A 21,468-nucleotide genomic window follows, 5' to 3' on the forward strand; every position below is an offset into this window, starting at 1 on the left:
AGGGGTAAATATGACAGTTGTTTATGTGTCAGGAACATTTGACTTATTCCATAGCAATCATCTGAAGATGATTAATTATGGTCGAGGCCTGGGAGATACTCTAATAGTTGGCGTTAGCACTGACGAACTCGTTTGTAGTTATAAAAAACCACCGGCAGTACCATTTGAAGAGAGGATTGCGATTGTTGAGGGGTTAAAAGCTCCTGATTTAGTGATTCCACAACATACTCTAGAGCATAGTGAAACAGTTAAGAAGCTCAATATCGACTGCTTTGTAATCGGTGACGACTGGTATGGTAAGTATGACTATTTGAAGCGGTTAGGTGTAGATGTTTTCTACTTACCTTACGGAACTGGAGTGAGTTCGACAAATTTGAAGAAAAAAATATATGAACAATATCAAGAGCTTATTAGGGGTAGCGATGAACATCCAATACCAGAGCCAAAGTAAAAAAAGAGTACTAATTACTGGTGGAAATGGCGATATTGCCAAAAAGCTGTCGGAATTGTTAGATTCTGCTATTTACGAAACTCACTTGCCCCAAAGAAGTGAGCTTGATGTTACCTCAAAGATCAGTGTGAAAGAGTATTTTTGCAAACAAAATGAAAAATTTGATGTTGTTGTTAATGCTGCTGGAACATTGTACTCAGCAAATGTTGTGGGGTCAGATCCAGATAAATGGATCAATGACATCAACGTAAATTTGATTGGGACTTATCTGGTATCTAAATATGCTTTAGAGAGTAACCCTTGCTGTAAAATTATAAATATGTCATCGACTGCAGGCTTTAACAGTTACAAGGATTGGACATCATATTGTGCAGCAAAAGCCGGTGTTTTGAGGTTGTCTGGAGGCTTATATAAAGACTCGTTTGACGTGATAACTGCTTGCCCTGGTGCTATTCAGACAAAGATTAGAAAAAATATTAACATTGAAAACCCTAACGTTATGACGTTAGAAGAAGGTGTTATGCCTATTTTGGATATAGTTAATGGAACATACAAGTCTGGCGATATAGTGTTTTACCGTAAAGGTCAGTTAAAAGTTATGAAGCAAGATGAACTATTGTTTTAAAAGTATATGGATGGTAAGTTGAAGAATATAATTAAAAGAATATTGATAAGCTCTTATTACTTTTTTAAAAAGAAAGATAATAACCTAATTGTGATATCATCATATAGAAATGAAAAATTCTCGTTTTATTCTAGAGTTTTTTTTGAATATTTAATTAGTAAAGATAGTGAGTTTGAAGTTCTATTTGTTATTTCTGAACAATCCACTAGAGAAAAATTGAAAAATAAATTTGGTGATTATTTTATTTCTTTTGATAGTTTTTCTGATTTACAAAAAATATATTCAGCTAAATTTTGGGTTGTGTCAACAAAGTCTATATGTATGTTGCCTACGTCAATATTTAATCGTGAAATAATTAATGTTTGGCACGGTTTTCCATTAAAATCTATTGCCTTAAAAGATAAATATCAAAGCTCGTTTAAAAAAATATTGTATAAATATTATTATTCTTTGTCTAACAAGACAATAGTATCGCAATCTGAAAAAGTTTCCCCTATATACTCGGAAAGTTTTTGTGTAGATAGAAGTAATATACTGGCTTTAGGTTCATTAATCGGGGAAATGTTTGGTCGCTCATTAGATAAAGAAGTAAATGACTACGTAGAAAAACTCACTGCAGGGTATAAAAATGTATTGTACGCACCAACATACCGAGATGGTGGTGTAACTAAGTACTTTCCATTTGAAGATTTTGATTATAAAAATTTGTGCGAATTTTTAGAACGTGAAAATATCAGGATTTTTATTCGGCCGCATCATTTAGATAATGGATTTCAAGACTATATAGATAATAATAATATATTTTTGCTTTCCTCAGAAAAAGTCCCAGAAATAAACTTCTATCTACACAAATTTGATGGTTTATTGACTGACTACTCATCAATCATTTTCGACTACCAGCTAACTAATGGCGAAATAGGTTTAATTCCCTATGATCTAGACAACTATATTAAAGATAGAGGGATGAATTTTGAATATCAAGAATGTGTACCTGGAAAAAGGCTAAAAAATCATTCAGATTTGTTGGAGCTATTAAGACTAGTATCTTCCTTTATGGGGAGGAATAAAGATTGTCAGATTGAAACTGAAGATGATTATATTTCACTGTCAGCGTCAAAACAGTCTTGTACTAACTTATTAAAATATATCAGAACAAAAAAACAATGAAAAAGATCCTCAACATAGCAGACGTCGTACCTTCCTATCGTATAGGTGGACTGAATGCAATGGTCAATCAATTAGTTGAGTCGTTGGCTGTAAGCGGCTATGAGTCAGATTTATGTCATTTTCAAACTGAAAGTAAACATAAGAACGAATATGCTTTTAAAAGTTTTTTTAACTTCATAAAGCTTGTTTTAAAAAAAAGATACGATATAGCTATAGTTCATTCTATCTATATGCCAGTATACCCACCTATCGTTCTGATATTAAAAATATTAGGTGTTAAGATCTATATTCAGTCTCACGGCTCACTATCAAAGCATTCTTTCAGTAAAAAATCTGTGAAAAAATTGTTGTTTAAGCCATTTATCGCTTTAATGCTTCTTATGGTAGATGGTTTTATTTTTTCAAACAGATCTGAGTTTGAGAATTCAATAATAAAGAATAGAAAAAAAGTTAAGTTTTTACCTAATTTAGTAGCAGGCTCAAAAAATAATACCCCATCTAAAGCTACTAACGGGAAACTAGTATATTTAGGAAAGGTAGATTTTTACTATAAAGGCATTGATTATATGCTGAGTGAAATAGCCAAGCGAGATGTTAGAGAAAATAAAATTAAACTAGATATTTATGGATATGGAAATGACAAATCACTGACAAGAGAAAATATGTTATTGAATGATAGTGAAATTATTAGGATGTCAAACGCAATACATGAATATAACCTGAACGATCGAGTTTTTTTTCATGGGACATTGAGTAACCTTGCTAGAGATTCAGTCCTTTCCTCATATGATGCTTTAGTATTGTGTTCTGCTTCTGAAGCTATGCCTTTAGTTATTTCGGAAGCATTATCTCTTGGTTTACCTGTCATTATTACCAGATCTACAAATATGGCTGAGTATGTTGAGAGGTATCGATGTGGTTTTGTTGTAGATGAGCATCAAAGCTTAAGTGATGTTATTTTAGCACTGAAGTCTCTGAGTGATAAAGAAAAAAACAGCATGAAACATAACGCACAGAGATGTTTTAAAGAACAGTTAAACATCGCTCTAATTAATGGTAAAGTAAGAGATTTGAATTTTTGAATATCGTGAGAAAGTTTATATCTCTGGTTATTAATAGAGGTTTGGACTCACTACTAGCAATAATAATCATTCCCCTTTTAATATCTAGGTATGGGGATGTTAAGTACGGGCTATTTGCTTATTTGCTTAACTTATCTACGTTGATAATAATTGTTGTAAGATTTGGCTTTGAGAATTATATCTTGATGTCAAATAGTCGTGAAGATTTAGCTATCAGAGTAGGAAGGGTAATTTACGCAAAAGGGTTGCTCCTTTTGCTAATGACTCCAATTTATTTTTCGATTTCTTACTTTAATTTTTCTAATGAAAATTATTTTTCTTCAGTCTTCTTGTGGCTGATTGTGCTCGGTGAGGTTTTCTCTATCTCTCATGCCTTTGTTGTTATAAATAGAACGGTTGTTCTTACTTTAATTGGATCTCTCCGCTTTACCTTTTTAGTTTGTCTCGCTTATCTTTATATAAATGAGATTAATTCAATTGATGAGTTCGCTATATATTATGGGGGCGTATTTTTAGTTTCTGGTTTGATTCAGTTTTTTATTCTTAGATACCTTCTTATCTTTAGAATCGATATGAAAATGAGCTCGATAGCTTATGTTATAAATGAAACTAAATACTTTTTTACCGCTAAAGCATCAGCAATATTATTTGACAAGTTATTTCTTGCTTTTAGTGGTATTATTTTAGTGGCAAGTCAGTTTGCAAAGCTAGATGTGATGCTCAAAGTTTATGCATTTTGTCTAATGATGCCGATGATACTGACGGGTATTATTCTTAATAAAGTAGCAAATGTTGACATTAGACGACATACATTACTTCGTTGTAGTCCGATTTTATTTACACTATTTGTCTCTATATTGGTTTTTTTATTTAAGGATTCGATTACTAGTTATTTTTTTGGCGAATCACTACCAGGATTAACATTGATAGCAATCACAGCACTTGTTACTAGCATATCTCTTGTTGCAGGAGAGTTATACTTAGTGCCATTAGGTTTAGCTAAAGTTAATAGTAAGGCGATTTCACTATCTCTAGCTATATCTTCTTTAATCATGACGCTAATGATATTAAGCACAAAAGAAGTATGGCTTACTAACTTACTACTACTGTTTTTATTTTTCAAGATCATAGAAGCACTTATTAAGGTGTATTACATTGTCAAAAGTAAAATTCATTTTTGATTATTTTTTGTTTTTTTGTGCATTCTGCATTTTCTATTTAGACTATGTTGAAGTGCTACAAGCTCCATTACTCTTGTCATTTTCATTTCTGACGCTCGTTTACTTTTCTAGTATCAAGAATGCGTTGAGCTATGGTGGAACAAATAGCTTATTCTTTATGTTCCTATCCTGTTTTTTTATATTTATTTTAGGAGGCAGGTATTTTAATTATTCAAATGTTAATTATACGAGCACAGTTTCTGGTCTTTACTATATATCAGACTCAGTTTTAGTACTGTCATTTAATTTTTATGCACTCGTTTTATCTATAATTAACATTTCGCATTCTACATCTAATCTAATCTTTAAAAAAGAAATCAATAGTAAGGTTGGTTTTTCACCATTATTGTTCGATGTAGGACGATTTTTATTTATTGTTTTTTTGCCTGGCACAATACTTAAATTTTATATGGAATTTAAGTTTATAATGAGTTTCGGATACTATGCTTATTATTCAGAAGGGGTGAGTGCCCCTTTCTGGATTGACGTCTCTCGGTATCTATTTGTTATTGCATTTGCTATTTTAATTAGCTCTCTGCCCGCTTGGAAGTCAGTTAGGTTTTACTTTTTTGTTTTTGTATTATTTGCTTTTGGGTTCCTACTCTTGGGTGTTAGGAGTTCTTTTGTATTATACATATCGCTTCTGTATTATATTTACTATAACTTTTACTCGAATCGAACTCCAAAGATAACGACACTGTTGCTTCTGGTCTGCGTACTGATTTCTTTGCTATTGTTTATTCAATTTTACAGGCAGGGTTGGCATTTTGACTTAAAGAATGGAAATCTAGTTTCTTACTTTTTTACATCTCAAAGTAATAGTTTTTACATACTACCATTTACTATCAATAACTTAGAATACTTTACATCAAATTTCAGTGTTTTCTCCCCTCTATCACCGAAAGCTCTTATCTTTCGCTCCCAAAACATTGAAAGGTTGAATGAAATTGGTCTACTTGGTGATGTTATTAGCTATAAAATCCTTGGCGAGGAGCTGTTTAACAAAGGTATGGGGCTAGGGGGCAATTTTGTTGCAGAGTTATATCAGTCAGGAATATTTATAACATTACTTCTGGCTTCGGGGTTAGGTGGCTTTCTAGCGTACTTTCAAAATAGAGTGATATCATCTAGATACCTTATACTTATAAGTATTGTCATTGTCAGTAATATGGCCTATATAAGTAGGAGTTCTTTGTTTAGGAACTTCAACCTACTCTTTATATTAACCTTTTTATTTTTGATCCTTCTTTTTGTACACTTTAGTGTTAAAAGATATCGTCAATATGAGGCTACGAAGAAGATCGCCTAAACTAGTATTAATATCTGAAAAGTTACCCATAACTCTGGCAGCAACATAGTCTACCGGATTGCATTGGAAGGCGTTAATAAGGGGGGGAGCCATGCTTTAGACAAGGAATAAATTGCACTAATTGCTTTTTAAAGTCGATCCTTTACTTTAAAATTTCGACACATATGGTGGAAAAACAATAGCTCTCTTTAATAGATTTCCTTTTGACGTACTTATCACTAGAACTCCCTAATGATGCGCAGTTCTGTTAATTGTGAGATGAGAAATTTATTCTCTAGCTTGTGCCCATCTCGTTCCTCAGCTTATCTCGCCTCATATTAACATTCATTAATTTGGTCGTAACAGATTTGAGCAAGCTTGAGTCTGTTGTTGAAATAAATCAAGTTTCTGAACGAGTTCAGTCCTACAAACTCGTAGTGGATGTTAGTTCTGGTTGGGGAGCCTTGGAGGTGTGAGAAAATATTAATGTTGGTGATGGTGCATATCGAAATACATGAATCATATGACGCTCATCGATTATGATTCCTTCGGCTTGATTCACATATTTTTTGCTGTTAAATCTCAATAGCTCTGATATTTCAAAGATTCATCTCATGACTTTATGGTAGATAAGGCTAAGCATGGTTATGGGGGCCAATCGAGAAATAGCTCTTAAACTAAAGTATATCGCAGTTTTTGGTGATTTAGATAAATTTAGTTTATACATATTGCGCATCATTTTTAGCTCACTTAATGCATAGGGCAAGCCTCTACGTCTCTCTAGCATTCCATTTCCAACTCTCGCACTAACAAGGGTTTCTGGAATATTACTTATCTTATAGCCCTTAGCTTGCAAGCGAAGCCATAGATAGTAGTCTTCCATGTATAAGTGATGTTGGTAGCTTCCAACATTTGTTACTGCATCTTTTCTAAAAATAGTCGCCATATGGTTTAAGGGGTTTCGTCTTAGGCTGTACGTGAACACCGTCTTAGAACATGGAACTTTCTTAACTCTGCTAGGTTCTTCTGGATCTGTGTCAAATTCATTAACATCAGAGCTTGCAGCTGCTACATCTGGATTATTGTCCATGTACCGCACTTGTTTATCAAACCTGTCCATATGGTTAATATCATCAGTATCTACGCGAGCAACTAGGTTATGGCTACATGCATCCAGACCTTTATTGAGCGCTTCTCCTAATCCGACATTATTCTTAAGGACAACTTGTTTAAGTGGTAGCCTACGTTCCCACTTTTCCAAAACGGCGTATAATCCTTCACTTAGAGGTCCATCGTGAACCACAACAATCTCGCTCGCCGCTAAAGTTTGCCACTCCAAGCTTTCAAAGCACTGTTCTAGGTAATTTGGTTGCTCTTTGTGATACAAAGAACATAACACGGAGAATTTTGATGCCATTTTCTATCGCCCCATCCCAAATAGAACAGTTTTTACTGTAAGAAGTAATATCTTCACTTCCATTCTCCAGTTCTGATGTTTGATGTAGTAAATATCATATTTATGTTTCCATACGGCGTCCGCAACAGAAGCACCATACGGGTATTTCACTTGAGCCAAACCTGTTACACCTGGCTTTACTGCGTGACGAAAGCGATAGTAAGGAATTTCTTTTTCCAACTCTGCGATAAACACTTCACGTTCTGGGCGAGGGCCTACCATAGACATCTCGTTTCTCCAGACGTTAATAAGCTGCGGTAGTTCATCAATACGAGTCTTACGGATAAACTTACCTACGCGAGTAACACGAGCGTCATTCTTCGTGGCCCACTTCGCCCCATCTTTCTCGGCATCGTTTCGCATTGAGCGGAATTTAATAACATCGAACTCTTCATTGTATTGGCCAGTTCGGCGCTGCTTAAAGAAAACCGGGCCTGGTGACTCTAACTTAATAAGAAGAGCGGTAATCAAACCTACTGGGATAGCAACCCATGCAAGAATAAAGACGAAAAGAAGATCGATAGCACGCTTTTGCCAACTGTTCTTACGGTTAGACAAAATTGAGAACGCCTTTTGATGTAGGAAGTAGCCACTATGCAGTAGCTCTGTCTCCGTGTAACCAAGGCGACGGTCAAAGTAGCTGACCAATGGTTCTACCCAAGCGCCAAGTTCTGTCGCAGCGACTAGATAAGCTTGCTGTTCGCTGTCTAGATGTGAGCTTCTAAAATGGCAAAGAGTCTTATTCTTAAAGTCACGAATTGCATAGTTGTTGATCTGCGCATTGAGCTCTGGGTGTCTTTCCAACACTAAGGAGATCTTCTCTTCATCTGCAGTCGGGCAGTAAATGTAAAGACAAGCATATTGTGTGCCTGTAGCTAACTTGTCCAACGCTGATGCAATGTTAGTTGAATTATTTTTAGAAAATTCAATGTCTTCTCGTTCTTTAAGCGTGTTACTGATACTGTCTGTCATAGAATAGAATATTTTATATGTTCGACTGGCAAATTACTAACAAGTTGAGGATTATAATTTATTTCGTACTGAAATTATATCCCCATATTCACAACATGCTTGTAGCCGTATTGGGTTTTTGAATGAAACTTTAAGTTATGCAAAACCTTACCGTGAGAATTATTCTAAAAACAGAGAGTAATTTAATAAAATTTTGATGGTAAAAGTTATTAAACCAAGTAATGATTAGCAACACTTATTCGTTATTGCAGTTTCATGTCAGAGACAACACAGTGTAGCACTGCTCGAATCACGATTGTTCTGCTTTTATTAGCTTGATGGTTTGAGCTCGGCAATGAACGAGCTTCTGATTTATATTACTCAGGTGTATCAAAATGGGTCTGCATGTATATTTTGCTTATGCGAAATCGTTTGCTACGATGAAAATATAACTCATCCGAAGTTCAACATAACATTAGACGGACGTTTGGAGTACTTTCTCGAGGGGGTATCTTGCTGAGCTGTTTAAAGAAAATAGGTGCGCTTAATGCCAATTTTCATTATTTCAACTCTTTGGTCGCTCTAAAGACTGATTGAATATTATCTTCTATCGACAATATGTATAATCTGATATTCTTTCGCCAGTTTTAAAGTTAGGAAATTAGAATGAAAATTGCTGTTGCAGGTACTGGCTATGTTGGCCTTTCAAATGCGATGCTGCTTGCCCAGCACCACGAAGTCGTTGCCGTAGATATCATTGCCGAGAAAGTTGAATTGCTTAACCAAAAGCAGTCGCCGATTGTCGATAGTGAGATTGAAGACTTTCTGGCTAATAAACCGCTTAACTTTACTGCTACTACGGATAAGCAGTTAGCGTATCAAGGTGCGGAATATGTTGTGATTGCGACGCCGACCGATTATGACCCAGTGACTAATTACTTTAATACCTCTTCGGTAGAAGCGGTTATTAAGGATGTTGTGGCGATTAACCCTGATGCGGTGATGGTGATCAAATCAACTGTGCCAGTTGGTTACACTGAGCGTATCAAGCAAGAACTGAACTGTGATAATGTAATTTTCTCGCCGGAGTTTTTACGTGAAGGTAAGGCGCTGTATGATAACTTACACCCTTCGCGCATTATTGTTGGTGAGCGTAGTCAACGTGCACAAACCTTCGCTAACCTGCTCGTGGAGGGGGCGGTAAAACAAGATATTCAAGTTCTGTTTACCGACTCGACCGAGGCAGAAGCGGTTAAGCTGTTCTCCAACACCTACCTAGCCATGCGTGTGGCTTACTTTAATGAGTTGGACTCCTATGCCGAAGCTCATGGCCTAGATGCGCGTCAAATTATTGAAGGGGTAGGGCTCGACCCACGTATCGGTAATCACTATAACAACCCGTCGTTTGGTTACGGTGGTTACTGCCTACCTAAAGATACCAAACAGCTGCTAGCAAACTACCAAGACGTACCAAACAATATTGTTGGTGCGATCGTAGAAGCAAACCGCACTCGTAAAGATTTTGTTGCGGAGTCTATTTTAAAGCGTAACCCTCAAGTAGTGGGGATCTATCGTTTGATTATGAAGGCTGGCTCCGACAATTTCCGTGCTTCTTCTATTCAAGGCATTATGAAACGTATCAAAGCCAAAGGTATTGAAGTAGTGGTGTATGAGCCTGTGCTGCAAGAAGATGAGTTCTTCCACTCACGAGTGATCAAAAACCTTGATGCCTTTAAACAAACGGCAGATGTGATTGTCTCTAACCGTATGGTTGAAGAGCTTGCGGATGTTGCAGATAAAGTGTACACCCGAGACCTATTTGGTAGCGATTAGGTTGTATCTGAGTCAAGGCTTTGCCTAAAAAGCCTTGACTCCCAACCCCACTTACCGCACCTTGACCCTAGGACCCTAGGACCCTAGGACCCTAGGACCCTAGGACCCTAACCCTTCCCAACCACTCTCTGCCAAGCTGGGCTGCTTTCATCAAGAAAATAAGTATGGCCTTTGGGGTAATCCAGTTTTTGATTAAAGCTCGAACAATCGATTAACTCTACGCGCTCAAGGTGATGTTTTGGTCCGGTTTGACCAAGACGACGCGTGTAAGAACGCTGTGGGATGTTCATCACTTTACTGGCTGGCATCGCGTAGTCATCTTTGGCATAAAAGCACACCACCTGATTTGCGGCTTCTAAAATCCAACGTCCTTCTTGATCTTCTTCCAACGCATCATTGGCAATGTCTGCCGCCATTAAAAATATCTCGTCAAACATCAGTGGCACACCTTGATGGCCAAACTCTTTAGCAAACGTGTTTAAGCTTTTTAATAAGACTCGGTTGCCCATGGAGTGCGCCAAAACCGAGACCTTCCGGTAACAAGGTGCGTGTTGCTGCTGCCAGTTGATCAGCTTGCCTAACGCTCTGGCAAAAACATGACCAGATAATTCGGCGCTGAGTTGATCGTCCCAGTAATCTTTAATGATGCCAAAATCGTTATCGCATGGCCAAATGATCGGAATAACCACGCAACCTGGTTGGCTGTTATCGAGCATGGTTTGCATTTTTAAGCTGTTTTTAATCACATCCGCTTCTGGCTGATTACTGAAACCATGGATATACAGCAGCACTCGTTCAACATTAGTGCTCAATAAAGCTTCCATCCATGAGTCACTGCCAATTTCTTGCGTCTGGCCATTTTGATGTTCGCAATACAGTAAAGATTGGCTCAGTTCATTGGTTTTAGCGAAGCGGTGATGAGTACGATTTAACTGACGATTGGTAATAAGTAACATCATTCTTCCTTGTGGTTCTCTATTCGGTTTGCTTGGTCAGTTCCCTAACAAAACGGCCGCGATTCTCATAAAGCAAGTAAACTCTCATACAAAATTATAATTCTTATAAGACAACTTGAATTCCGCTTGGGTTTATCTTGTCTGCTAAGGCTTGTTTGGCGTGCTGTTCACCATGGATCAAATGGACCGCTTTGGGTGGGGTGGGTATCCCAGCGATAAACTGTAATAAGTCAGCTTGATCGGCATGGGCCGAATAACCAGAAATGGTGTGTATTTGAGCGTTAACCTCAACGACTTGCTCATCAATGATAACCCTGGTTTGGCCGTTTTGAATGACTTGCCCAAGTGTGCCTTGCGCTTGATAGCCAGCAAACAGCACATCATTTTTACTCTCTGGCAGTAAGGCTTTGAGGTAGTTGAGGATCCTGCCACCTTGACACATACCAGAAGCTGCAACCACCAAAGCGGCTTGTTGCGTTGAAGCAAGCCGATTGACTAGCGCCAAATGTTCTCGATGACTTTGCACGCTAATGCATTGTTCAAAAGCTAATGGGTGGCGATGACTATCGAGACGCTGCTTGGCTTCTTGCCCCCATAGCTTTTTGAAACGTCGATAGGTTTTGGTTATCTTATTCGCCAGCGGTGAGTCCAAAATGACAGGCAGTTGAGCTGAGAGCTTGCGCTGGTGGATAAGTTGTTCGATATCAAACAGCAACTCTTGTGTTCGGCCGACGCTGAAAGCTGGGATCATAATGACGCCGCCATCGGCAAGAGCATGGTCAATAATACGGTTTAAGCGTTGAATGCGTGTGGCGATTGCTTGGTGTTGCTTGTTGCCATAGGTCGATTCGATAAAGAGATAATCGGCTCGCACAGGAGAAACTGGATCGGGCAGAAGAGGTGTATCACACGGGCCAAGATCGCCAGAAAAAACCACCACCTCATTGTTGGCCAGTTTGCATTCCACATAGGCTGAGCCAAGAATGTGCCCGGCATGCTGAAAGCGCAAATAGGTTTGCTGGCCAAGTGGGATCCATTGCTGGTAGCGACAGGGTTTAAGGCGTTTTTTAATTAAGCTGAGCACCTGTTGGCGCCGGGCAGTGTTTAAACCAAGCTGCAGTTTCAGCCCATCATCAAGCATTAATGGCACTAATTCGGCAGTGGCCTGAGTGCAATAGATAGGACCTTTGAATCCAGCGGCAAGTAACCAAGGTAAACGGCCAATGTGATCGATATGAGCGTGGGTCAGCACTAAGGCTTGAACGGATTTAAGCGAAAATTCAATTTCTAACGAAGGTTTACGTCCTGCAAAATGTAAGTCTTTACCTTGAAACAGTCCGCAGTCAATTAAGATGCTGCCGTGCGGTACTTTGAGTTCATGACAGGAGCCCGTCACGGTATCTTTGCCGCCGTGATGAATTACACTGGCCGTGTCTGAAAGTTGAGTCGTCATACTGATTGCTCCTCCTTGAGCAAGCGTATTAAGCTCTTGTATCTGAAGAGCGAAGTAGAGCAGCTTAGTGATTATATTGCTTGGAATAAAGTTGACTTAATTGAAGTGCGATGAAGGGCGGTTTTTAGAATAGAGAATAGAAAGTAGGATGGTGACAGTATTCTGGGTTTGAATATAAAAAAGGGATGCTTCGTGCATCCCTTTAGAACAGATTACTTAAACCTCAGAGGTGAAAGTAAGATAAAGCACCATTATGCTTTAGCGGCCGCCGCCGCTTTAGCGATTGCTACGAAGCTTTTCGCATCAAGAGATGCACCACCAACTAACGCACCATCGATGTCTGGTTGTGAGAAGTAAGCTTCTGCATTTTCTGGCTTAACAGAACCACCGTATTGAATGATCACTTGCTCTGCTACTGCTTTGTCTTTCTCTGCGATAAGTGCACGGATAGACGCGTGAATACGTTGTGCGTCTTCAGCAGTTGCTGCTTTACCAGTACCGATAGCCCAGATTGGTTCGTAAGCGATGATGGCACCGTTTAACGCTTCAACACCGTAAGTGTCGATAACGGCATTGATTTGACGTGCACATACGGCTTCAGTTTCGCCCGCTTCGTTTTGTGCTTCAGATTCACCGATACAGAAAACAGGTGTTAGGCCATTTTCTTTTAGGAAGTTGAATTTCTTCGCGACGAACTCATCTGATTCGTTGTGGTATTCACGACGCTCAGAGTGGCCAATGATGATGTGAGAAGCGCCGAAGTCTTTCAGCATCTCTGGAGACATATCACCAGTAAATGCACCGCTGTTGTGCAAGTCAGTGTTCTGTGCACCTAGGATAACTTTGTTACCGCCTTCCGCGATAACGCACTCAGCTAGACCGATGTAAAGAGCTGGTGGAGCAACGGCTACGTCAACACCTTCAACGCCTTCAAGTTCAGCGTTAATACCCGCTAGTAGCTCAGTGACCATTGCTTTGCTACCGTTTAGTTTCCAGTTACCCATCACTACAGGACGACGCATAGGAATATCTCCCTTCTCTTCTATGTATAAAGTCAATTGATGTAAAAAATCTACGTAGGAATATAACAGAATAATGCCTGCAGATCATGATTGGCGTCATGTCTTGTTTATCTGAGTTGGCCTAAGTGACTCGTGTTTATTTATCTTAAATCATGTTCATCATGACTTATAAAAGGGAAGTCTTATCAGACTCTTTTTAAAAGTTAGCTATTTGTCTAAGAATACAACAGGTTAAAACATTAATATGTGTTTTATGTTCTACGATACGCTCTGAGTAAGGGGAGTTTGCTCAGGAGTCAATCAAATAAGGAAATAAAATGCCAAACTTAGTTTTAGAATATTCTAACTCGGTTGAGGAGCAAGTGAATGTGCGAGGCTTACTCGAGGACTTACATAAAGTCGCTTTAGACAGCGGTTTATTTGAGTTGTCGTCAGTTAAGTCACGGACTTTACGTTGCCACAATTGGTTAGTTGGTGTGCAAGAAGACAGTGTTGATTTTATCCACATCAACTTTGACTTATTGGTAGGACGAACACCAGAACAAAAACGAGCGTTATCACGTGCGTTGATGACAGTACTACAAGAGTCTGCAACTCATATTCATAGCTTGACGGTCAATATAAGGGATATGGACATCGATAGCTTTCAGAAAGTAGTGAGAGGATAGTTTTTAGATTTATATTTCTTTGGTTAATATGTTTCTTTTGCTCTTTTTTTTAGCCTCCGCTAATCTAGAGCTTTCTAAATCAGAGTAAAAATACATGTCGATTCAAGCGTTACTATTTTCTTTTCAAGGGCGTATTGGCCGTAAAACTTATTGGCTATGGAATGCATTCTACTACCTTGCGATCATCGGCTTGACGATCAGCATGAGTAAGTTGTTTCCTGGTTATGTTCAGATTTTGCTGCCAGTATGTTTATTGTTGCTAATGTTGCCTGATTTAGCAATTACAACAAAACGTTGGCATGACCGTGGTAAGTCAGCCTATTGGTTACTTCTTAATATTCCTTTGGTTGTTGGTCGTTTAGCTTCCCCAATGGGATCCAACTCTTTTTTAGAGCCTGAGGCTTCAACAATATTGTCGACTTCTCTTGCGTTGATTTGTGGAGTGTGGATTTTGGTTGAGTGTGGCTTTATGAAAGGAATATCAGGCGATAATCAGTATGGACCTGAGCCGAAGTAGCCCAAAAGAGAAGGAGCTAGGTTCTAGAGTCTAGGACCTAATTACCTAGGCTGAAACCCCTTCAACTCAATAATTTCTGCTTGTTGATCAAAATGCGTTTCACCCATCAGGGCTTCTCTGAATTTGACTATTTGTTTACTCAGTTCGTTCATTAACACGATATTGGTATGGTTGGGGTTTTTGCAGTGGTTGATCACCTGATCAATGTGGTTTTGCTGCGCTCGGAGCCTTGGCTGCATTCTTTCTGAGGCACCAGCAATGACTTTATTAGCCATATCTTGACGAAACTGTTCAAACGCGACGGGATCTTGTTCGGCCATCTTGACCAGTTCATCAAAGCAGGGCAGTTGAATCGATTCTGACATAGCACGCTCCAATTAATAGAATAATCAATTAAAGCGTAATCCAATCCAAGCTCAGTAAAGTAAGGGATCGAATTTGTCTCACCAATAAGAATTTGATATCAGGTAAAGATGCGGTACACGCAACGTCGCTGACCATGAATAATGTGTTCTGTACGCTCTATTCTGGTTTCTTTACCTAGTAGGGTTTGAAATACGTTCAGCTCTGATTGGCATAAGCTGGGACAACGCGTGGCAGCTTTACAAATCGGGCAATGATTCTCGATCAAAATAAAACCTTCGCTATCTTGCTCCAGTTCAGCCATATAGCCCTCTTGCTCACGCAGTAGTACCAAAGCTTTGAGTTTGTCTGCTAAAGTGGCGCAATCTTTCAAATGTTGCTGGTAGCTATGAAGCGTGCGCTTTTCTCGTTCGTGAACCACTTTATTTAAGCCTTCTTTCCCAAATACTTGTTCAACGACATCGATAAATTGAATCGTTAGCTCACCATGACAGTCAGCGAACTGCTCGTGGCCTTTTTGTGTTAGTGACCAGTGGCGGGTCGGTCGTCCTACTTTTACTTTTATATCGTTAATAGAAAGAAGTCCATCGTCTTGTAATGCTTGGAGGTGTTGGCGAGCGCCCATACTCGTCATGTTAAGTTCTGAAGAGAGATGTTTTGCTGTGACGCTTCCATCTCGCTTAACGATTTGCAAAATTTTATCAACGCTCTTCATATACCCACCACTTTTGTAACATGACTCATTATGCGGGATAGGGAAGGTATACTCAAGCCATGACATATACAGCGATGGGTGGGTGACTCAATGATTTCTTATGTTAAGTGACTTGAGTGAAAGTTGATGGTTATTTTTCTTAGATATGACAAATTTTCTAAAGTATTTAGGTTTCTCAAGTGTTGTAGATGTTCTAAAAACACAACACCCGCCGAAGCGGGTGTTGTCTATTCTGAATCTACAAGAAAAATTATTCCACTTCATCCATTTTGCCAAGCAGGGCACGAATGCGCTCTTGCCACTGAGCGTGCTCTTGCTGAGTTTGATGTGACTTCTGTTCAAGCTCTTCATGTTGAGAACGAAGATTATTCGCTTCTGTTTCAAGCTTCACTTTATCTTCTTTTAACTCTTCAATTTCCATCTGAAGAAGAGTGATTGTGTCAACAGCAGTTTGAATTTTCGCTTCTAGTTGTTCTAGTACTTCAAAAGACATCTTGGCCTACCTATTTTATTCCATTGGGACGATACGCAGCATTCGCGTGCACCTTACCTATGAGTTCATTCTACTCAGCGTAGCGATGAGAAACACCCACTATATTCGATATTTTGCATCATTTGATTAAAAAATCAGCGCAATCTCACTAAACGTTGATTTTTATCGATAACAAAATCTGTTGTAGTCAGTGTTTTTTACTCACTAGACTAAAAAATCATCTAAGTATTGATCGAATGCAATTTAGTTAAAGTAAACGCTTTTCAAAACGCAAACGTTTAACTGGCATTGTGTTAGAATGGTCGCGCAAATTTTCTTCCTTTTATTTTGTTGGAGACATCATGAAACGTGATTTAGCAATGGCATTTTCCCGTGTGACAGAAGGAGCGGCATTAGCCGGCTACAAGTGGCTGGGCCGTGGAGATAAAAATGCGGCAGATGGAGCCGCGGTAGAAGTTATGCGCACCTTGCTAAATAAAACTGAAATCAGCGGTGAAATCGTTATTGGTGAAGGCGAAATTGATGATGCTCCGATGCTGTACATTGGCGAGCAAGTTGGAATGGGCGGGGATGAAGTTGATATCGCAGTGGATCCAATAGAAGGCACTCGCATGACTGCAATGGGTCAGTCTAATGCTCTTGCTGTACTTGCTGCTGGCGAAAAAGGTAGCTTTTTAACTGCGCCAGATATGTACATGGAAAAACTTGTCGTTGGGCCGGGTGCGAAGGGAGTGATTGACTTAAATCAGCCATTAAAGGTTAATCTTAACAATATTGCTCAGGCATTGAATAAGTCGTTGGATACTTTGGTCGTGATCACGTTAGCTAAACCTCGTCATGATGCTGTAATTGCCGAAATGCAAGCGATGGGTGTGCGAGTTTTTGCGGTGCCTGATGGTGATGTCGCGGCATCGATTCTTACTTGTATGCCGGATAGCGAAGTGGATGTGATGTACTGTGTAGGTGGCGCTCCGGAAGGGGTAGTGTCTGCTGCGGTTATTCGTGCGCTAGATGGGGATATGCATGGTCGATTGCTTCCTCGTCATGAGGTGAAAGGCGATAGCGAAGAAAACCGTATTCATGGTGCAGAAGAGTTAAAACGTTGTCAGCAGATGGGCGTATCCGCCAATGTAGTACTCAAAATGGAAGATATGGCACGCAGCGATAATGTCATTTTTTCAGCAACAGGTATTACTAAAGGCGATTTGCTCGAGGGTATTTCTCGTCAAGGCAATGTCGCAACAACAGAAACTTTATTGATTCGTGGTCGTTGTCGTACGATCCGCCGGATCAAGTCGACGCACTACTTAGAACGCAAAGACTCAGAAATTCGCGACATTATTTTGTAACACAACTTGAGTGTTAAATAACATTACTATCCTCAAGTATGTCCATTTACTCAACTGCATTAGTACGTGAGTAAGCTAAGGATAATAGGGATACTCAGCCTTACAAGGAGAGTATCTCTGATATCAATGAATTACAAACTGAACTCACCAGTAAGTATTATGTGATCTTCGATGCTTTCGGAGGCGGTTAATCCAACTCAAGATCTATGTTGAGTGGTTCTGGTGAGAGAATAATACCAGTACTGTCGGCGTAGATATGATCTTCTGGTAAAAAGCTCACGCCACCGAAATTGACTGGGACATCGACTTCACCTATACCTTGGCATGCTGCGCCAACTGGGATCGATGCCAAAGCTTGAATGCCGAGATTCATGTCTTCAAGTACATCCACTTCTCTTACGCATCCATAGACGATAACCCCTTCCCATTCATTTTCTTCAGCCAGAGCTGCAATTTCTGCATCAATAAGCGCTCTTCGTAGAGAGCCACCGCCGTCAATGAGTAATACTCTACCCATACCGTCTTGTTCTAGAGTTTCGCGAATCAGTGCGTTGTCTTCAAAACATTTGATAGTGACTACCTGACCTGAAAATGAAGCTCGGCCTCCGAAGTTGCTGAACATAGGCTCAACAACATCGACTTGGTCAAGGTAAATATCACAAAGTGCTGAGGTATTGTATTCCATAGCGTGCCTTCCAAATAGATACTATTGTCTTTGAGTATATCTAGCCATTAAGTCAATGCAATGACAATTCATGTTTATCTCATTAGAGTTTGTATGATAACGATAATCGCAAATAGTCCATTAGTGATTAAAGCGCACTTCACAATGGTCGGCATCATTGGGGCAAATTCGACAGGCTGTTTCGCTCGCCAGACAACAAGGGCATGACAAGAGACGACATAAATACTGATCAAAAATGGCAAATTAACCCACAATGGGCTGTTAAATTTAATTAAAGCAATGGTAAACACCAGTAGCGCGATACTCAGTAGAAATAGGTGGTAGTATTTGGCTTTGTTCTGACCAAGTCGTACAGCCATAGTACGTTTTCCACAAGCTCGGTCATTTTCAATATCACGCATATTGTTGATATTGAGAACTGCTACAGCGAATAAGCCACAGCCTATTGCTGGTAAAATGAGTGATGGATCTAGATGGCCAGTGTGCAGAAAATAAGTTCCTGCTACACCGAGTAAACCGAAGAAAATAAACACTGAAATATCACCTAGGCCCACATAACCATAAGGTCTTTTCCCCATGGTATAAGTGATCGAAGCTAGAATGGCAGTAATACCCAACCCAATAAAGGCCACGATGCTTTCAAAGCTATCTAATGCATAAAGAACTAAGGTAAGTCCCGATATGATGGTAAGTATAATATTGAAAGTGATAGCATACTGCATTTGTTGGGAGGTAATCGCTCCTGATTGCATGGCACGTAAAGGGCCAATACGTTGTTCGTTATCCGTACCTTTTTGTGTATCGCCATAGTCGTTGGCTAAGTTGGAGAGGACTTGTAATAGTGTGGCAGTAATAAAAGCCATTACGGCAATGACGATTGAATATTGCCCATTCGCGTAGGCTAAGACGCTACCGGTTAAAATGGATACGAGAGCGAGTGGTAAAGTTTTTGGACGGGCGGCATCTAGCCAGATAGATAATGCGTGTTTCATGGTATTACTGTGCAGAGAACTCATACAACCAGTATAAACATATCAAGATAACTGTGCTATTGATCTCAAACAAGCAAACTATTGGTTGTGTTTTTTGATATTTGTATGATGCATTTTAATTATGCACAGTTAAGACATAAAAAGAGCTGGGTTAAGTTGCCCAGCTCTTGGTTGTCAATGTTACAGAATAAAGCGACTTAGATCTTCATTCTCAACGGTATCACCGAGACGTTCTTGAACGTAAGCTGCATCAATCACAAATTTAGCTCCCGATTGTTCTGCAGCATCGTAAGAAATCTCATCCATCAAGCGTTCCATGACGGTATGAAGACGACGGGCGCCAATATTTTCAGTGGTTTCGTTGACCGTCCAAGCGGCGTCTGCAATTTGGCAAATACCATCTTCGGTAAACTCAATATTGACATTCTCAGTTTGCATCAAAGCAGTGTATTGCTCTGTTAATGACGCTTTAGGTTCAGTAAGAATGCGTTTGAAGTCATTGCTTGTTAGTGCTTCTAGTTCAACACGGATAGGCAGACGACCTTGCAGCTCAGGAATGAGATCCGAAGGCTTGGCGACTTGGAAAGCCCCTGACGTTACAAATAGGATATGATCGGTTTTAACCATACCGTGTTTGGTTGAGACGGTGCTGCCTTCAATAAGAGGCAACAGGTCACGTTGTACGCCTTCGCGAGACACATCAGGGCCAGAGCTTTCACCGCGCTTACAGATTTTGTCGATTTCATCAATGAACACAATGCCGTTGTTCTCTACATTGAAGATCGCTGACTCTTTTAACTCTTCTTGATTAACCAGCTTAGCTGCTTCTTCTTCTGCCAACGCTTTCATTGCGTCTTTGATTTTTAGTTTGCGTTTCTTCTTGGTATCACCCGCTAGGTTTTGGAACATGCCCTGTAGCTGGTTAGTCATTTCTTCCATGCCTGGAGGCGCCATGATCTCCACACCCATTTGTGGAGCCGCTACATCGATTTCGATTTCTTTATCGTCTAACTGGCCTTCACGTAGTTTTTTACGAAAAGTTTGGCGAGTGCTAGATGATTCTTCTTTTTCTTCACTTTGACCCCAAGCATCACGAGCTGGTGGCAGCAAGGCATCAAGTACTCGCTCTTCGGCTTGTTCTTCGGCTCGGAATTTTACTTTTTCCATTGCTTGTTGATGAGTCATTTTTACAGCGACATCAGTAAGATCGCGGATGATGGTTTCGACTTCTTTACCAACATAGCCAACTTCAGTGAATTTGGTTGCTTCTACCTTGATAAAAGGAGCATTGGCCAGTTTAGCTAGACGGCGTGCAATTTCGGTTTTACCTACACCTGTTGGGCCGATCATCAGAATGTTTTTTGGTGTGACTTCTGATCGTAAGCTCTCATCTAGTTGCATTCGTCGCCAGCGGTTACGGAGGGCAATCGCAACAGAACGCTTGGCTTTGTCTTGACCGATGATATGACGGTTCAGTTCGTGAACAATTTCGCGAGGGGTCATTTCAGACATATTCTTTCCTTACTTCGTTACGATTAAGCCGTTGGCTTAGGAAGTTCTGCAGTTGATTCTAGTTCTTCCACAGTATGGTTATGGTTAGTAAAGACGCAAATATCACCAGCAATATTCAATGCTTTTTCTGCAATTATGCGTGCGTCTAAATCTGTATTCTCAAGGAGTGCTGTCGCCGCAGCTTGAGCGAAAGAGCCACCGGAGCCTATCGCAATTAAGTCATTTTCTGGCTGAACAACATCACCATTACCTGTGATGATTAAAGATGCAGTTTCATCTGCAACAGCCAGTAATGCTTCTAGTTTGCGCAGAGCACGATCACTACGCCAATCTTTCGCCAGCTCTACTGCTGCTTTTGTCAGGTGTCCTTGATGCATTTGCAGCTTACTTTCAAAGCGTTCAAATAAGGTAAAGGCATCGGCAGTACCGCCAGCAAAACCAGCGAGGACTTGATTGTTATATAGGCGGCGAACTTTGCGAGCATTACCTTTCATGACGGTATTGCCTAATGATACTTGGCCATCACCCGCGATGACGACTTTATTGTTTCGACGTACAGATACAATGGTAGTCACAGTCGACCTCTTATTATTTATTTTTGGATTTAACTCAATATATGGGGGAGGGGATTTTGGGATTCAAGGGGGGAAGGTTACGGATTACGGATTAT

General features: G+C 39.8%; 22 protein-coding genes. 10 read left to right on the forward strand and 12 right to left on the reverse strand.

The annotated features are described in order from the left end of the window. Nucleotides 1-10: 10 nt before the first annotated feature. The 6 genes from VSA01S_RS10935 to wzy all read left to right on the forward strand — a co-directional run bounded on the left by VSA01S_RS10935 (nucleotide 11) and on the right by wzy (nucleotide 5,854). Complete coding sequence (locus VSA01S_RS10935) at nucleotides 11-451, forward strand: FAD synthase family protein (protein ID WP_039981678.1); 441 nt, start codon at nucleotides 11-13, stop codon at nucleotides 449-451. After that, nucleotides 423-1,076 (forward strand): SDR family oxidoreductase, encoded by a 654-nt coding sequence (locus tag VSA01S_RS10940; RefSeq protein WP_039981570.1) that lies wholly within the window; start codon nucleotides 423-425, stop codon nucleotides 1,074-1,076. Before VSA01S_RS10935 ends, VSA01S_RS10940 begins: the two co-directional genes overlap by 29 nt. Before the next feature lie 18 nt (nucleotides 1,077-1,094). After that, entirely contained in the window at nucleotides 1,095-2,243 is a 1,149-nt protein-coding gene (locus tag VSA01S_RS10945; RefSeq protein WP_186810627.1) for a CDP-glycerol glycerophosphotransferase family protein, read from the forward strand. Nucleotides 2,244-2,302: 59 nt separating this feature from the next. After that, nucleotides 2,303-3,325, forward strand: coding sequence for a glycosyltransferase (locus VSA01S_RS10950; protein ID WP_158000773.1), 1,023 nt, complete (start codon nucleotides 2,303-2,305; stop codon nucleotides 3,323-3,325). Between the two features lie 185 nt (nucleotides 3,326-3,510). Further along, the gene (locus tag VSA01S_RS10955) at nucleotides 3,511-4,506 is read left to right on the forward strand and encodes a hypothetical protein (protein ID WP_145993887.1); all 996 of its coding nucleotides are present in this window, start codon (nucleotides 3,511-3,513) and stop codon (nucleotides 4,504-4,506) included. Between the two features lie 52 nt (nucleotides 4,507-4,558). Beyond that, nucleotides 4,559-5,854 (forward strand): O-antigen polysaccharide polymerase Wzy, encoded by a 1,296-nt coding sequence (gene wzy, locus VSA01S_RS20560; RefSeq protein ID WP_371860792.1) that lies wholly within the window; start codon nucleotides 4,559-4,561, stop codon nucleotides 5,852-5,854. Nucleotides 5,855-6,440: 586 nt separating this feature from the next. Here the strand turns inward: wzy and VSA01S_RS10965 are convergent. Together VSA01S_RS10965 and VSA01S_RS10970 are read right to left on the reverse strand one after the other, a co-directional pair. Continuing rightward, nucleotides 6,441-7,250, reverse strand: a complete 810-nt coding sequence (locus tag VSA01S_RS10965; RefSeq protein WP_039981365.1) for a glycosyltransferase — start codon at nucleotides 7,248-7,250, stop codon at nucleotides 6,441-6,443. A 3-nt stretch (nucleotides 7,251-7,253) separates the two neighbouring features. Continuing rightward, nucleotides 7,254-8,261, reverse strand: a complete 1,008-nt coding sequence (locus tag VSA01S_RS10970; protein WP_039981362.1) for a sugar transferase — start codon at nucleotides 8,259-8,261, stop codon at nucleotides 7,254-7,256. 645 nt (nucleotides 8,262-8,906) lie between these two features. Here VSA01S_RS10970 and VSA01S_RS10975 point away from each other — a divergent pair. Further along, nucleotides 8,907-10,073, forward strand: coding sequence for a nucleotide sugar dehydrogenase (locus tag VSA01S_RS10975; protein WP_039981360.1), 1,167 nt, complete (start codon nucleotides 8,907-8,909; stop codon nucleotides 10,071-10,073). 107 nt (nucleotides 10,074-10,180) lie between these two features. Here the strand turns inward: VSA01S_RS10975 and VSA01S_RS10980 are convergent, their stop codons facing one another. From VSA01S_RS10980 to tpiA, 3 genes are all read right to left on the reverse strand, one after another. Continuing rightward, nucleotides 10,181-11,032 carry an alpha/beta hydrolase gene (locus tag VSA01S_RS10980; protein ID WP_227739624.1) on the reverse strand — a complete coding sequence of 284 codons (852 nt, stop codon included), beginning with the start codon at nucleotides 11,030-11,032 and terminating at the stop codon, nucleotides 10,181-10,183. 100 nt (nucleotides 11,033-11,132) lie between these two features. After that, the gene (locus VSA01S_RS10985) at nucleotides 11,133-12,482 is read right to left on the reverse strand and encodes an MBL fold metallo-hydrolase RNA specificity domain-containing protein (RefSeq protein WP_039981357.1); all 1,350 of its coding nucleotides are present in this window, start codon (nucleotides 12,480-12,482) and stop codon (nucleotides 11,133-11,135) included. A 251-nt stretch (nucleotides 12,483-12,733) separates the two neighbouring features. Beyond that, the gene (gene tpiA, locus VSA01S_RS10990) at nucleotides 12,734-13,504 is read right to left on the reverse strand and encodes a triose-phosphate isomerase (protein ID WP_039981356.1); all 771 of its coding nucleotides are present in this window, start codon (nucleotides 13,502-13,504) and stop codon (nucleotides 12,734-12,736) included. A gap of 317 nt (nucleotides 13,505-13,821) precedes the next feature. Here tpiA and VSA01S_RS10995 point away from each other — a divergent pair, with 317 nt between their 5' ends. Together VSA01S_RS10995 and VSA01S_RS11000 are read left to right on the forward strand one after the other, a co-directional pair. Then, on the forward strand, nucleotides 13,822-14,172 hold the full coding sequence (locus VSA01S_RS10995) for a 5-carboxymethyl-2-hydroxymuconate Delta-isomerase (protein ID WP_039981355.1): 351 nt from the start codon (nucleotides 13,822-13,824) through the stop codon (nucleotides 14,170-14,172). A 94-nt stretch (nucleotides 14,173-14,266) separates the two neighbouring features. Beyond that, a complete protein-coding gene (locus tag VSA01S_RS11000; protein WP_039981353.1) occupies nucleotides 14,267-14,689 on the forward strand; it encodes a DUF805 domain-containing protein in 423 nt (140 codons plus the stop codon). Between the two features lie 41 nt (nucleotides 14,690-14,730). Here the strand turns inward: VSA01S_RS11000 and VSA01S_RS11005 are convergent, their stop codons facing one another. From VSA01S_RS11005 to zapB, 3 genes are all read right to left on the reverse strand, one after another. Then, nucleotides 14,731-15,054 (reverse strand): DUF3135 domain-containing protein, encoded by a 324-nt coding sequence (locus tag VSA01S_RS11005; protein WP_039981352.1) that lies wholly within the window; start codon nucleotides 15,052-15,054, stop codon nucleotides 14,731-14,733. Between the two features lie 98 nt (nucleotides 15,055-15,152). Further along, a complete protein-coding gene (locus VSA01S_RS11010; RefSeq protein ID WP_039981350.1) occupies nucleotides 15,153-15,767 on the reverse strand; it encodes a helix-turn-helix transcriptional regulator in 615 nt (204 codons plus the stop codon). Between the two features lie 250 nt (nucleotides 15,768-16,017). Beyond that, nucleotides 16,018-16,260 carry a cell division protein ZapB gene (gene zapB, locus VSA01S_RS11015; RefSeq protein ID WP_039981348.1) on the reverse strand — a complete coding sequence of 81 codons (243 nt, stop codon included), beginning with the start codon at nucleotides 16,258-16,260 and terminating at the stop codon, nucleotides 16,018-16,020. 341 nt (nucleotides 16,261-16,601) lie between these two features. Between zapB and glpX the strand changes: the two genes are divergently transcribed. After that, nucleotides 16,602-17,609, forward strand: a complete 1,008-nt coding sequence (gene glpX, locus VSA01S_RS11020) for a class II fructose-bisphosphatase (RefSeq protein WP_039981346.1) — start codon at nucleotides 16,602-16,604, stop codon at nucleotides 17,607-17,609. Between the two features lie 187 nt (nucleotides 17,610-17,796). Here glpX and rraA read toward each other — a convergent pair whose 3' ends face one another. The 4 genes from rraA to hslV form a co-directional block, all read right to left on the reverse strand. After that, nucleotides 17,797-18,294, reverse strand: coding sequence for a ribonuclease E activity regulator RraA (rraA, locus tag VSA01S_RS11025; protein WP_039981345.1), 498 nt, complete (start codon nucleotides 18,292-18,294; stop codon nucleotides 17,797-17,799). Between the two features lie 74 nt (nucleotides 18,295-18,368). Beyond that, nucleotides 18,369-19,286: a 1,4-dihydroxy-2-naphthoate polyprenyltransferase gene (locus VSA01S_RS11030; RefSeq protein WP_039981343.1), complete on the reverse strand. Its 918-nt coding sequence runs from the start codon at nucleotides 19,284-19,286 to the stop codon at nucleotides 18,369-18,371. A gap of 180 nt (nucleotides 19,287-19,466) precedes the next feature. After that, nucleotides 19,467-20,798 (reverse strand): ATP-dependent protease ATPase subunit HslU, encoded by a 1,332-nt coding sequence (hslU, locus tag VSA01S_RS11035; protein WP_039981341.1) that lies wholly within the window; start codon nucleotides 20,796-20,798, stop codon nucleotides 19,467-19,469. Between the two features lie 23 nt (nucleotides 20,799-20,821). After that, a complete protein-coding gene (gene hslV / locus VSA01S_RS11040) occupies nucleotides 20,822-21,373 on the reverse strand; it encodes an ATP-dependent protease subunit HslV (protein ID WP_039981339.1) in 552 nt (183 codons plus the stop codon). Nucleotides 21,374-21,468 lie beyond the last annotated feature (95 nt).

Source organism: Vibrio sagamiensis NBRC 104589, from assembly GCF_007990935.1.
Taxonomy (GTDB): Bacteria; Pseudomonadota; Gammaproteobacteria; order Enterobacterales; family Vibrionaceae; genus Vibrio; species Vibrio sagamiensis.

Excerpts from the sequence above, each read along its gene's own strand:
- VSA01S_RS10935 (WP_039981678.1), top strand. The coding sequence starts at position 11 with ATGACAGTTGTTTATGTGTCAGGAACATTTGACTTATTCCATAGCAAT.
- VSA01S_RS10940 (WP_039981570.1), top strand. The coding sequence starts at position 423 with ATGAACATCCAATACCAGAGCCAAAGTAAAAAAAGAGTACTAATTACT.
- VSA01S_RS10950 (WP_158000773.1), top strand. The coding sequence starts at position 2,303 with ATGGTCAATCAATTAGTTGAGTCGTTGGCTGTAAGCGGCTATGAGTCA.
- VSA01S_RS10955 (WP_145993887.1), top strand. The coding sequence starts at position 3,511 with ATGTCAAATAGTCGTGAAGATTTAGCTATCAGAGTAGGAAGGGTAATT.
- VSA01S_RS10965 (WP_039981365.1), bottom strand. The coding sequence starts at position 7,250 with ATGGCATCAAAATTCTCCGTGTTATGTTCTTTGTATCACAAAGAGCAA.
- VSA01S_RS10970 (WP_039981362.1), bottom strand. The coding sequence starts at position 8,261 with ATGACAGACAGTATCAGTAACACGCTTAAAGAACGAGAAGACATTGAA.
- VSA01S_RS10975 (WP_039981360.1), top strand. The coding sequence starts at position 8,907 with ATGAAAATTGCTGTTGCAGGTACTGGCTATGTTGGCCTTTCAAATGCG.
- VSA01S_RS10980 (WP_227739624.1), bottom strand. The coding sequence starts at position 11,032 with ATGATGTTACTTATTACCAATCGTCAGTTAAATCGTACTCATCACCGC.
- VSA01S_RS10985 (WP_039981357.1), bottom strand. The coding sequence starts at position 12,482 with ATGACGACTCAACTTTCAGACACGGCCAGTGTAATTCATCACGGCGGC.
- tpiA (WP_039981356.1), bottom strand. The coding sequence starts at position 13,504 with ATGCGTCGTCCTGTAGTGATGGGTAACTGGAAACTAAACGGTAGCAAA.
- VSA01S_RS10995 (WP_039981355.1), top strand. The coding sequence starts at position 13,822 with ATGCCAAACTTAGTTTTAGAATATTCTAACTCGGTTGAGGAGCAAGTG.
- VSA01S_RS11000 (WP_039981353.1), top strand. The coding sequence starts at position 14,267 with ATGTCGATTCAAGCGTTACTATTTTCTTTTCAAGGGCGTATTGGCCGT.
- VSA01S_RS11005 (WP_039981352.1), bottom strand. The coding sequence starts at position 15,054 with ATGTCAGAATCGATTCAACTGCCCTGCTTTGATGAACTGGTCAAGATG.
- VSA01S_RS11010 (WP_039981350.1), bottom strand. The coding sequence starts at position 15,767 with ATGAAGAGCGTTGATAAAATTTTGCAAATCGTTAAGCGAGATGGAAGC.
- zapB (WP_039981348.1), bottom strand. The coding sequence starts at position 16,260 with ATGTCTTTTGAAGTACTAGAACAACTAGAAGCGAAAATTCAAACTGCT.
- glpX (WP_039981346.1), top strand. The coding sequence starts at position 16,602 with ATGAAACGTGATTTAGCAATGGCATTTTCCCGTGTGACAGAAGGAGCG.
- rraA (WP_039981345.1), bottom strand. The coding sequence starts at position 18,294 with ATGGAATACAATACCTCAGCACTTTGTGATATTTACCTTGACCAAGTC.
- VSA01S_RS11030 (WP_039981343.1), bottom strand. The coding sequence starts at position 19,286 with ATGAAACACGCATTATCTATCTGGCTAGATGCCGCCCGTCCAAAAACT.
- hslU (WP_039981341.1), bottom strand. The coding sequence starts at position 20,798 with ATGTCTGAAATGACCCCTCGCGAAATTGTTCACGAACTGAACCGTCAT.